A 10,778-nucleotide genomic window follows, 5' to 3' on the forward strand; every position below is an offset into this window, starting at 1 on the left:
GTCCACCACGCCAGCGACGACGGGACCGGAGCGGGGCCGCTACCTCCGGCCCACCGCTTGTGGCGAGGACTGGTGCCGTCCGCGGGTGCTGCCCGGCGGGCGTAGGAGAAGGCGAGGGGGTGCTTCGCATGTCAGAAGGCGAGCGCGCTGAAGAACTGGTCGAGCTGGTCCAGAGCAACGACCTGACCGGTATCCGGCTCTGGTTGGCCGAACACAGGCCCTACGAGATCGCCGACGAACTCTCCCGCATGGACGGCAGCGAGGCGATCATCCCCTTCCGGCTCCTGGACAAGGACCGCGAGCTGGAGGTCTTCGAGGAACTCGACCCCGGCCAGCAGCAGGCCATCCTGCTGGGCCTGCGCGACACCGCCTTCCACGAGATCCTGGAGGAGATGGACCCCGACGACCGGGCCCGTCTCATCGGCGAGGCACCGGCCAAGATCGCCACCCGGGCACTGGCCGGACTCAGCCCCGCCGAGCGCAAGATGACCGCCGCCCTCCTGGGCTACCCGGAGGACTCCGTCGGCCGGTACATGACCCCCGAGACGGTCATCCTGCACCGCGACCTGACCGTGGGCCGCGCCCTGGAGGTCGTGCGCGCCAAGGGGGCCGACGCCGAGACCATCTACACCCTGCCGGTGGTCAGCGACGGCCGCCGCATGGTCGGGACGGTGACCCTGCGCGACCTCGTGGTCAGCGACGACGACCGGCTGCTCAAGGACATCGTGGACGTGTTCGCGCCGCGCGTGCGCGCCTCGGAGCCGGTCGAGGACGCCGCCCGCCTCATGCAGGAGGCCAACCTGGTCTCCCTGGCGGTGGTCGACTCCGAGGACCGCTTCGTGGGCCTGCTGACCTTCGACGACGCCCTGGAGGTCATCGAGGCGGCCGACTCCGAGGACATGGCCCGCCAGTCCGGTGCCAGCCCGGTCGGCGAGCACTACGTGTCCGTCGGCGTGCTGCGCCTGGTCGGGGCGCGCTCGGTGTGGCTCATGCTGCTCATCGTGGCGGCCACACTGACGGCCAACGTCATGCAGGCCTTCGAGGCGACGTTGGAGCAGGTCACCGCCCTGGCCGTGTTCGTGCCCATGCTCATCGGCACCGGCGGCAACGTCGGAGCCCAGTCGGCCACCGCGATCGTGCGCGCCCTGGCCGTCGGTGAGGTGCGGGTGCGCGACCTGCCCGCGGTGATCTGGAAGGAGGCCAGGGTCGGCCTCCTGCTGGGCTTCGTTCTCGCCGCCCTGGCCCTGGCCATCGGCTTCCTGCTGGTGGGCGTCGACATCGCCCTCGTCCTGTCCTGCTCGGTGATCGCGGTGTGCACGTGGGCGGCCGTCATCGGTTCCTCCATGCCCCTGCTCGCCCGCAAGGTGGGCGTGGACCCGGCGGTGGTCTCCTCACCGCTGGTGACCACCCTCGTGGACGCCACCGGCCTGCTCATCTACTTCTCCATCGCCCGCCTGATCCTGGGCATCTGACCTGGTAGACGCCGCTTCGGTTCCCTTTTTCGCGGGTGCCGCGACCGCATGAACGGCGGGCGGAGCGGGTATCGCGACAGGAGCAGGACGGATCGAGGGGGGATTCCATGTCCGGTACCGGAGATGCGTTCAAGCGGCTGAAGAAGGCCGTCGACGACAACGCCGGGAAGGCCCAGGGGTTGGTCGGCAAGGCCGCCGATGCCGCGAAGAAGGCCACCGGCGGCGCCCACGACGACAAGATCGACCGGGGTGCCGGAGCCGCCACGGAGTACCTGCGCAAGCGCGCTCGGGAGGACAGGAAGTAGCGCGACCCGTGTCCGGCCGGGGCGGGCGGGGCGTCCACAATGGAGGATGCCCTCTCCCACCCCGCGCCGCCCCCCCGCCTCCCCCGAACCGGCCGAGCCCCGATGGCCCCTCCTGCTCGCCCGGATCCGTATGCCGCTGATGTGGGCGGCCACGCTCGCCCTCCTGGCCGGTTACCTCGGCCTGTCCTGGTGGGTGGGCGGCGCTCTGCTGGTCCTCGCGCTCGCGGTACAGCTGCGCCTGGGAACCGTGCGGCGCGCGCCCCGGGTGCTGCGGCCGCCGGTGCGGGGCCGCTGGATGGCGCTCACCAGCCCCGTGGACGGCGTGCCCAGCCAGGGCAGCCACGCCTACGGGCAGACCTACGCGCTGGGCCTGGTCGCCGAACCCGGGGGCGGCGCGCGGCCCGACATCGGCTGGCGCCCGCTCAGCCGCCCGCCGGGTGACTTCCCGGCCTTCGGCCAGCCCGTGTACGCCCCCGCCGACGGGACCGTCGTGGCCGCGCACGGCCGCCAGCGCGACCACCGCAGCCGCAACTCCTGGCCCTGGCTGTTCGGCTCGGTCCTGGAGAACACGCTGCGGGAGCTGCGCGGCCCGGCCGGGGTCCTCGGCAACCACCTGGTGATCGACGTGGGCGGGGGCGCCTACGTGCTGTTGGGCCACCTGCGGCGGGGGTCCCTGGCGGTGGGCCGCGGCGACCGGGTCCGGGCCGGCCAGCCGGTGGCCCGCTGCGGCAACTCGGGGGCGTGCACCGAGCCCCAGGTACGCGTGCAGCTCATGGACCACCGCAACCCCCTTTTCGCCGCCGGGCTTCCGGCCGTGTGGGCCCCGGGGTGGAACGGGAAGGCCGAGGGAGAGGGGCTTCCCGAGACCTGGCGGCCCGTGGCGGTCGCCGCCCCGGGTGCGGAGGGGGTACCCGCTGGTCAGGAAGCCCCGGAGGCGGATTAGGCTGATGAGGTAAGGCGAACCTAACGGTTTCGGGAGTTTCTGATCAGAGCGCGGGGGAAAGCGTGAACGCGGTCGAAGGGCGTCCCTGCCAGCTCACGGTCTGCCGGGGCTGTTGCTGCGGCACGAAGAAGAAGGTCCCCGGCGTGGACCACAAGGCCCAGCTCGCCCGGCTCAGCGCCATGGAGGACCGCTCCGGCCGCACCGTTCCCGTCCGCACCAGCAAGTGTCTCGGCATCTGCTTCCAGGCCAACGTGGTGGTCGTCCGACCCTCCCAAGCCGGACGCGCCGCCGGAGCCCGTCCCGTGTGGCTGGGCGAGGTCACCGAGGACAAGCTGGTCGAGGCCATCGACGAGTGGATCCTCGAGGGCGGTCCCGGAGTCGCCCCGCTGCCCGCCGTCCTGGCCGGCCACGTGACCTCCAAGGACGCCAAGAAGCCCAAGAAGCGCAAGAAGCCCGCCCGCTCCAAGGCCGCCAAGAAGGAGCGCAAGAAGGCCAAGGAGAAGAGGGAGAAGAAGGCCAAGGCCAAGGCGCGGGAGAAGGCCAAGAAGGCGGAGAAGAAGGCGAAGAGGGCCGGGAAGGACTGACCCGGCGGGGGCGGGCCCCGCCCCCGCGCCGGTCCGCCCGGCGTCCCGCCTACCGGCGCTGCGGAGCGAACTGGGTCCGGTACAGCGCGGTGTACAGTCCGCCCTGGTCCAACAGCTCCTCGTGCGTGCCGCGCTCCAGGATGCGCCCGTCCTCCAGCACCAGGATCTGGTCCGCCTCCCGCACGGTCGCCAGCCGGTGCGCGATCACCAGTGAGGTCCGCCCCTCCAGGGCCACGGCCAGGGCCTCCTGTACGGCCGCCTCGGACCCCGAGTCCAGGTGCGCCGTCGCCTCGTCCAGTACCACCACCGACGGCGCCTTCAGCAGCAGCCGGGCGATCGCCAGCCGCTGCTTCTCACCGCCGGAGAGCCGGTAGCCGCGGTCGCCGACCATCGTGTCCAGGCCGTTGGGCAGCTGCTCCAGGAGCGGTCCCAGCCGGGCCATGCGCAGGACCTCCTCCAGCTCGGCGTCGGTCGCCTCGGGCCGGGCGTAGCGCAGGTTCGCGCCGACCGTGTCGTGGAACAGCTGCGCGTCCTGGGTCACCACCCCCACCGTCGACCGCAGGGAGTCCCCGGTCGCCTCGCGCAGGTCCAGCCCGCCCAGCCGCACCTGCCCCTCGGTCGGGTCGTACAGCCGCGACACCAGGTGGGTCAGGGTCGTCTTGCCCGCACCCGAGGGGCCCACCAGGGCCACCATCGTCCCCGGCTCGGCCCGGAACGACACCCCGCTCAGCACCTGGGTGTCCTCGTCCGCCTGAGCCTGCGGGGTCAGCTCCAGCGACGCCACCGACGACTCCTTCGCACCCGGGTAGCGGAAGGAGACCCGGTCGAACTCCACTGCCACGGGCCCCTCGGGCAGGTCCCGGGCGGTCGGGCTCTCCTTGATGCCCGGCTCCAGGTCCAGCACCTCGAAGACCCGGTCGAAGGAGACCAGCGCGGTCATGATCTCCACGTGCACGTTGGACAGCGTCGTCACCGGTCCGTACAGGCGGCTGAGCAGGGTGGTCAGCGCCACCAGCGTTCCCACCTCGAAGGCCCCGCCGATGGCCAGCACGCCGCCCACCCCGTAGACCATCGCCATGGCCAGGGCCGTGATCAGGCCCAGCAGGCTGAACAGCAGCGAGCCGAACACCGCCTGGCGCACCCCCAGTTCGCGGACCCGGGCCGCACGCCGGGCGAAGCCCGCCGACTCCTCGTCGGGGCGCCCGTACAGCTTGACCAGCATCGCCCCGCCGACGTTGAACCGCTCGGTCATCAGCGAGCTCATGTCCGCGTTGGTGTCCATGGCGTCACGGGAGATGTGCGCCAGCCGCCGCCCGATGAGCTTGGCGGGGACCACGAACAAGGGGACCAGAGCCAGCGCGATCAGCGTCACCTGCCACGACAGTGCGAGCATGGTCACGATCACCGCGGTGGCGCTGACCAGGTTGGACACCACCGACTGCAACACGGAGGTGATCGCCCGCTGCGCCCCCACGACGTCGGTGTTCAACCGGCTGATCAGCGAACCCGTCTGCGTGCGGGTGAAGAAGGCCACCGGCATCCGCTGCACGTGGCCGAACACCTCGGTGCGCAGCTGGTAGATGACCCCCTCGCCGATCCGGGAGGACAGCCAGCGGCCGAGCAGGGTCAGCCCGGCCTCCAGCACGGCCAGTCCGGCGGCGACGAGCGCCAGCCCCACCACCAGTGAGGAGTTCCCGGTCAGGATGCCCCGGTCGATGATGGTCTTGAGCAGCAGCGGGTTGGCGACCACGATCGCGGAACCGACCGCGGTGACCGCCAGGAAGCACAGGATCGTCCGCCAGTGCGGGCTGGCGTAGGAGACGATTCGCCGGGTGATGCCGGGCGGCAGCTCCTGTCCCTTCGCGCTCCCGTCGTTGACCAGGGCCCTGTAGGAGGGCCTCCCGGACATCATTGCCATGGACAGCCTCGTTCTGCTCGCCGGTTCGCCACGCGCGCCGGCACGCGCCGCCACGCGCGCCCCGACACACGCATGTAGTCAACACCGCCGCGGAGACGCCGCTTCCCGGCCCGGGGGTGGCGCACCGAGGCCCGGCCCCGAGCCGAAGCGGACAGGGCTCAGAGGGCGTGGGCCAGGCGGCCCAGGGCGGCGGTGGTGGAGCGGCCGGGGGTGAAGGGCAGTTCCCAGGCCTGCGCGCCCAGCGCGGCGGCGCCGCGGACCTTGGCCTGGGTGTAGCGGTCCCCGGCGGTGTAGGCCAGGGCGGCGGGGGCCAGCGGCCGCAGGGCGTCGGCGTAGGACGCCCAGTCGACGATCTCCGGCGAGCCCTCGATGACGAAGGCGCCCCGGACGCAGCCCAGGGCGGCGATGGTCTCGGCGCGCTCCTCGGCGGGGTTGACCGGGCGTCCAGGGCCCTTCCAGGCCCGCACCCGTTCGTCGGACTCCACGCCCACCACGAGGGGGAGCCCGCGGTCGGCGATGGCACGGAGGAAGCGGACGTGTCCGACGTGCAGGACGTCGAAGGCGCCGGTGACCACGGCCGGTCGCGCGAGGTCGCCGGGGTGCTCGATCCAGCGCGTGCGCAGGGCGGCACCCGGCTCGTGTGTGGAGTCCGTGTCCGTCATCTGTTCACCCGTTCCGCGAAGCCCGAGGGCACCCGTGCCCGATCACGCCGACGGGTCCGCCCGAAAGGTCAACGTACCGTTCCTCAGCCGTGTCCGGGAGTGACGCCTGACGCCACATCTCGAGACTACGCGTGTCCCGAACGGTGTCGGACGCGCTGGTCGCCCGTGTCCTCCCTCTTCCCGCCCGGGTACGCGCACCGTGTGCGCGGTCCGTGGCGGGCGGGCTCCCCCACGCCCGATCGCGATGCTGGCCGCATCGTGCCGGGACACCTCTCTGGTCTTACCGGTGAGCGGTTTCCGCCGGTGCTCGGCACCCCACCGGGAGGTGTGGGCCGCATCCACAGCGGTCGCGGCCGCCCCGCTCGGGGCGGGGACCAGGAACGGGGCCTGGAGCGTCCGGAGCCGCCGCGTACCGGCACCCGCCATCCTGACCGCCTCCCGGGCTGCGCGTCTGCGTCGGTGTGTTCGACACGACGGTAGCGAGGACCGCGGGCGCGTGTGGTGGAAATCCGTGAACTCTCCCGGTCACCAGCCCTGACGGGGCCTCTCCCGAGGACCTTCCCACCACCGGGCATCGCCCCTTGGCGGTCAGCGCCGCGGTGTTTCCCATGTGCGCTCGTGCGGGCTTGGGGAACCTGTCACGCCAGTGGCCGACGACCCCTTCGCGACCGGTGTCCCACCGCCCGGGAAGGGGACTCCGGAGGATGTTCGTCCCGTCGCGGAAGCTTTCCCCGCACACTGTGAGGTAGTTCACTCAGGGGTCCCGCCCGGGCGGGGCGGGGGGACGGAAAAGCGTAAGCGGACCGTGTGCGCATGGCCGCGGTCCGCTTCCGGGCGCCCCCCGGCGGGGAGCGCAGGTGATCGGGGGGTTCGGGGTCGCCCCCCGGTGGGGGCGGTGGAGCGGGCGACGAGAATCGAACTCGCATGACCAGCTTGGAAGGCTGGGGTTCTACCATTGAACTACGCCCGCGTGGCACCAGAGACTTCGAGTGTCCTCTAGACTCTTGGAGCCGACGGAGACAAGAGTACAGTCTCCGAGGCCGTGGTCGCACACTCATTCCGAGGGTGCGATCCTTGGTTTGGTCCACGGGGTGTGGCGCAGCTTGGTTAGCGCGCATGCTTTGGGAGCATGAGGCCGCGGGTTCGAATCCCGCCACCCCGACGAAACCACCGTGGCAGCGGCTCCGGCCGCGCGCCGTGGCCCCCTGTGTATCTGCCCTAGACTTGGTGCGATCAGCAGGAAACTGTAAGTCCCAGCCCGTCGCAGGGCACCCCAGCCGGACGTGGTCGCAAGACCCGCGCCGGGGGGTGTATGCGTGCATTTCGCCGTCGTGTGTGGTGCGCCTGCGGGCCGACGCGGACACCAGCCGGCAAACCTAGGAGTACCGCCCCGTGAAGACCGATGTCGAGGAGCTGAGCCCGACCCGGGTCAAGCTGACCATCGAGGTGCCCTTCGAGGAGCTCGATCACGCTTTCGACGTGACGTACAAGTCGCTCGCCAAGCAGGTCCGGATCAAGGGCTTCCGCCCGGGCAAGGCGCCGGCGCGGCTGATCGACCGCTACGTCGGCCGCGGCGCGGTGATCAGTGAAGCGGTCAACCACGCCGTCCCGGAGCTCTACAACGAAGCCATCCAGAAGGAGGAGCTCTTCGCGCTCGGCCAGCCCGACGTGGAGGTCACCAAGCTGGAGGACAACGAGGAGCTCGCCTTCACCGCCGAGGTCGACGTCCGCCCCAAGTTCGAGGTCGAGAACTACAAGGGCATCGAGGTCACCGTCGACAACGCCGAGGTGACCGACGAGCAGGTCGACGAGCAGATCGGCACCCTGCGCGAGCGCTTCTCCACCCTCGTGGGCGTGGACCGCCCCGTCCAGGACGGTGACCACCTGTCCATCGACCTGTCCGCCGCCGTCGAAGGTGAGAAGCTCGAGGACGTCGCCGTCAGCGGCTACTCCTACGAGGTGGGCACCAACACCATGCTGGAGGGCCTCGACGAGACCCTGCGCGGCATGGAGGCCGGCGGCGAGGCCACCTTCAGGACCACCCTCGTCGGTGGTGAGCACGAGGGCAAGGAGGCGGACGTCACCGTCACCGTGCACAGCGTGAAGGTCAAGGAACTGCCCGAGCTGGACGACGAGTTCGCCCAGCTGGCCTCGGAGTTCGACACCATCGACGAGCTCCGCGAGGACGTGCGCAAGCGCATGACCGAGGTCCGCCGCCTCCAGCAGCTCTCCGCCGCCCGCGACAAGGCGCTGGAGAAGCTGATCGACTCCGTCGACATCCCGCTGCCCGACGCGGTCGTCGACGAGGAGATCAACCGCCGCCGCCAGAGCCTGGAGCAGCAGCTCGCCCAGAGCGGCCTCACCAAGGAGTCCTACCTCGAGTCGCAGGGCAAGACCGAGGAGGAGTTCGACGAGGAGCTGACCACCGGCGCCCGCTCCGCGGTCAAGGCCGGGTTCATCCTCGACCAGCTGGCCATCCAGGAGGACCTGAGCGCCGACCAGGGCGAGCTCAGCCAGTACGTGTTCGAGCAGGCCCAGCGCATGGGTGTGAGCCCGGACCAGCTGGCCCAGCACCTGGTCGAGTCCAACCAGATCCGCGTGGCCTTCACCGAGGTCGTCCGCGGCAAGGCCATGGACCTGGTCCTGGCCAACGCCCGGGTCACCGACGAGGACGGCAACGTCATCGAGCAGGAGAGCACCGAGGAGCAGGCCGCCAAGGCCGCCGCGGTCGCCGCTCAGGAGGCCCTGGAGGTCATCGAGGACGACGCCGAGGCGGAGGCGCCGGCCGAGGCCGCCGCAGCTGACGAGGCCAAGCCCGAGGACGCCAAGTAGGCCGACGCCCGACACCAGGGGCCCCGCGTGACCTTCCCGGTCGCTCGGGGCCCCTCGTGTTCGCCGGTGGCGGAAGGGCCAGCGCGCGGGGCCCGACACCCTGCGCTCAAAGCGAACAGGGACGGGATCCGGACGAGCGCGGTGCCGGGCGGCGTTAGTGTCGCTGTATCGCAACCGTTTCGATTCCGGAGCAGGTGACGAGAGTGCCGCCGACCTTTGATGAGTCCTCGCGATTCGACGCCCGTACGTCGGAGACGCAGTTTTCCCCTTTCCTTGAGCAGACGCCTCAGCGCCTGTTGCGCCAGCGAATCGTCTTCCTCGGCCAGCAGGTCGACGACGAGATCGCCAACCGCCTGGTGGGCGAGCTCCTGCTGCTGTCCGCGGAGGACCGCCAGCGGGACATCACCATGTACATCAACTCGCCCGGTGGTTCCGTGACCTCGGGCATGGCGATCTACGACGTCATGCAGTACATCCCCAACGACGTGCGCACCGTGGGTATCGGTATGGCCGCGTCCATGGGCCAGATGCTCCTGTGCGCCGGGGCCCCCGGCAAGCGCTACGCGCTTCCGCACACCCGCGTGATGATGCACCAGCCGTCCGGCGGCATCGGGGGCACCGCCTCCGACATCCGCATCCTGGCGGACCAGCTGATGTACGTGAAGAAGATGTTCATCGAGAAGATCTCCGAGCACACGGGCCAGGCGGTCGAGCAGATCGAGAAGGACGCCGACCGCGACCGCTGGTTCACCGCGCAGGAGGCCAAGGACTACGGCTTCATCGACGAGGTTCTGGAGGGAACTCTCGACGTGGCCAACGAGCGGTCCCGGAGTTGACCCGTCGGACCTGGTCCCAGGAACGGCACAGTGCGTGGAAGGCGTGAAATGACCGAGTTCAACCCCAGTCTCATCGGCGGCGCGGCCTCGATGGCTCCCCAGAGCCGCTACGTCCTGCCGTCCTACGTGGAGCGGACGTCCTACGGCGTCAAGGAGATGAATCCGTACAACAAGCTCTTCGAGGAGCGGATCATCTTCGTGGGCGTCCAGATCGACGACACGTCGGCCAACGACCTGATGGCCCAGCTCATCACCCTGGAGCAGCTCGACTCCGAGCGGGACATCCAGATGTACATCAACTCGCCGGGAGGCTCCTTCACCTCCCTCATGGCGATCTACGACACGATGCAGTTCGTCCGCCCCGACATCCAGACGGTGTGCATCGGCCAGGCCGCCTCCGCCGCGGCGATCCTGCTCGCGGGCGGGACCAAGGGCAAGCGCGGCGCGCTGCCCAACTCCCGCATCCTGATCCACCAGCCCGCCACCGAGGGCATGCACGGTCAGGCCAGCGACATCGAGATCCAGGCGAACGAGATCACCCGTATCCGCACGCAGCTGGAGACCACGCTGGCCCGCCACACCGGGCGTTCGGTCGAGCAGGTCTCCCAGGACATCGAGCGGGACAAGATCCTCACCGCCGAGGAGGCCAAGGACTACGGCATCATTGACTTCGTACTGCCCTACCGCAAGGCCTCCCTGAAGTCCTGAGACGGGATACGACCTGACGTAGGGGCCGGACCGGCCTTCTGACCCGCCCGGGGCCGCCCGGTGGTGAAGCCGGTCCGGTTTTTCGCTTAGTCTGGCGGAGAGCGACACACAGATCGCCTCGTCCGTGACCGGCGGGTGTCACGGGAGATTTCCGTACGGCCCTCGCGAGAGCGGCACCGGCGGGGCGGCCTTAGTTTTGAGGAGTGGCTGGGTGGCACGCATCGGCGACGGCGGGGACCTGTTGAAGTGCTCGTTCTGCGGTAAGAGCCAGAAGCAGGTGAAGAAGCTCATCGCTGGCCCCGGCGTGTACATCTGCGATGAGTGCATCGATCTGTGCAACGAGATCATCGAAGAGGAACTCGCCGACGCCACCGAGCTCACCTGGGACTCCCTGCCCAAGCCGCGGGAGATCTACGAGTTCCTGGACTCGTATGTGATCGGGCAGGAGCAGGCCAAGAAGGCGTTGTCGGTGGCGGTGTACAACCACTACAAGCGGGTGCGGTCCGAGGGTGAGCGTC

General features: G+C 70.3%; 10 protein-coding genes and 2 tRNA genes. 9 read left to right on the top strand and 3 right to left on the bottom strand.

Annotated elements, in window-relative coordinates; translation table 11 throughout:
* Window positions 1–128: 128 nt before the first annotated feature.
* From mgtE to FYW95_RS19140, 4 genes are all read left to right on the top strand, one after another.
* Window positions 129–1,472 (top strand): magnesium transporter, encoded by a 1,344-nt coding sequence (gene mgtE, locus FYW95_RS19125; RefSeq protein WP_159944565.1) that lies wholly within the window; start codon window positions 129–131, stop codon window positions 1,470–1,472.
* Window positions 1,473–1,579: 107 nt separating this feature from the next.
* A complete protein-coding gene (locus tag FYW95_RS19130) occupies window positions 1,580–1,777 on the top strand; it encodes an Rv0909 family putative TA system antitoxin (protein ID WP_159944564.1) in 198 nt (65 codons plus the stop codon).
* 46 nt (window positions 1,778–1,823) lie between these two features.
* Window positions 1,824–2,720: a M23 family metallopeptidase gene (locus FYW95_RS19135; RefSeq protein ID WP_159944563.1), complete on the top strand. Its 897-nt coding sequence runs from the start codon at window positions 1,824–1,826 to the stop codon at window positions 2,718–2,720.
* Between the two features lie 62 nt (window positions 2,721–2,782).
* Window positions 2,783–3,304, top strand: a complete 522-nt coding sequence (locus FYW95_RS19140; protein ID WP_159944562.1) for a (2Fe-2S) ferredoxin domain-containing protein — start codon at window positions 2,783–2,785, stop codon at window positions 3,302–3,304.
* Between the two features lie 49 nt (window positions 3,305–3,353).
* Here FYW95_RS19140 and FYW95_RS19145 read toward each other — a convergent pair whose 3' ends face one another.
* The 3 genes from FYW95_RS19145 to FYW95_RS19155 all read right to left on the bottom strand — a co-directional run bounded on the left by FYW95_RS19145 (window position 3,354) and on the right by FYW95_RS19155 (window position 6,854).
* Window positions 3,354–5,216: an ABC transporter ATP-binding protein gene (locus tag FYW95_RS19145; protein WP_159944625.1), complete on the bottom strand. Its 1,863-nt coding sequence runs from the start codon at window positions 5,214–5,216 to the stop codon at window positions 3,354–3,356.
* A 164-nt stretch (window positions 5,217–5,380) separates the two neighbouring features.
* Window positions 5,381–5,884, bottom strand: a complete 504-nt coding sequence (locus FYW95_RS19150) for an adenylyltransferase/cytidyltransferase family protein (RefSeq protein WP_159944561.1) — start codon at window positions 5,882–5,884, stop codon at window positions 5,381–5,383.
* A gap of 896 nt (window positions 5,885–6,780) precedes the next feature.
* Window positions 6,781–6,854, bottom strand: a tRNA-Gly gene (locus FYW95_RS19155).
* A 117-nt stretch (window positions 6,855–6,971) separates the two neighbouring features.
* Here FYW95_RS19155 and FYW95_RS19160 point away from each other — a divergent pair.
* From FYW95_RS19160 to FYW95_RS19180, 5 genes are all read left to right on the top strand, one after another.
* Window positions 6,972–7,046, top strand: a tRNA-Pro gene (locus FYW95_RS19160).
* 230 nt (window positions 7,047–7,276) lie between these two features.
* Window positions 7,277–8,716, top strand: coding sequence for a trigger factor (gene tig / locus FYW95_RS19165; RefSeq protein ID WP_159944560.1), 1,440 nt, complete (start codon window positions 7,277–7,279; stop codon window positions 8,714–8,716).
* Window positions 8,717–8,919: 203 nt separating this feature from the next.
* Window positions 8,920–9,552, top strand: a complete 633-nt coding sequence (locus FYW95_RS19170) for a ClpP family protease (protein WP_159944559.1) — start codon at window positions 8,920–8,922, stop codon at window positions 9,550–9,552.
* Between the two features lie 48 nt (window positions 9,553–9,600).
* The gene (locus tag FYW95_RS19175) at window positions 9,601–10,260 is read left to right on the top strand and encodes an ATP-dependent Clp protease proteolytic subunit (protein WP_159944558.1); all 660 of its coding nucleotides are present in this window, start codon (window positions 9,601–9,603) and stop codon (window positions 10,258–10,260) included.
* A gap of 211 nt (window positions 10,261–10,471) precedes the next feature.
* The coding region (locus tag FYW95_RS19180) for a ClpX C4-type zinc finger protein (protein ID WP_305081040.1) at window positions 10,472–10,778 on the top strand (307 nt) is incomplete at its 3' end.

Origin of the sequence: Nocardiopsis sp. FR4, from assembly GCF_009830945.1 — a bacterium.
Classification (GTDB): Bacteria; Actinomycetota; Actinomycetes; order Streptosporangiales; family Streptosporangiaceae; genus Nocardiopsis.

Bases quoted from the DNA above. Each gene is read 5' to 3' on its own strand.
- mgtE (WP_159944565.1), top strand. From the start codon at position 129: ATGTCAGAAGGCGAGCGCGCTGAAGAACTGGTCGAGCTGGTCCAGAGC.
- FYW95_RS19130 (WP_159944564.1), top strand. From the start codon at position 1,580: ATGTCCGGTACCGGAGATGCGTTCAAGCGGCTGAAGAAGGCCGTCGAC.
- FYW95_RS19135 (WP_159944563.1), top strand. From the start codon at position 1,824: ATGCCCTCTCCCACCCCGCGCCGCCCCCCCGCCTCCCCCGAACCGGCC.
- FYW95_RS19145 (WP_159944625.1), bottom strand. From the start codon at position 5,216: ATGATGTCCGGGAGGCCCTCCTACAGGGCCCTGGTCAACGACGGGAGC.
- FYW95_RS19150 (WP_159944561.1), bottom strand. From the start codon at position 5,884: ATGACGGACACGGACTCCACACACGAGCCGGGTGCCGCCCTGCGCACG.
- FYW95_RS19175 (WP_159944558.1), top strand. From the start codon at position 9,601: ATGACCGAGTTCAACCCCAGTCTCATCGGCGGCGCGGCCTCGATGGCT.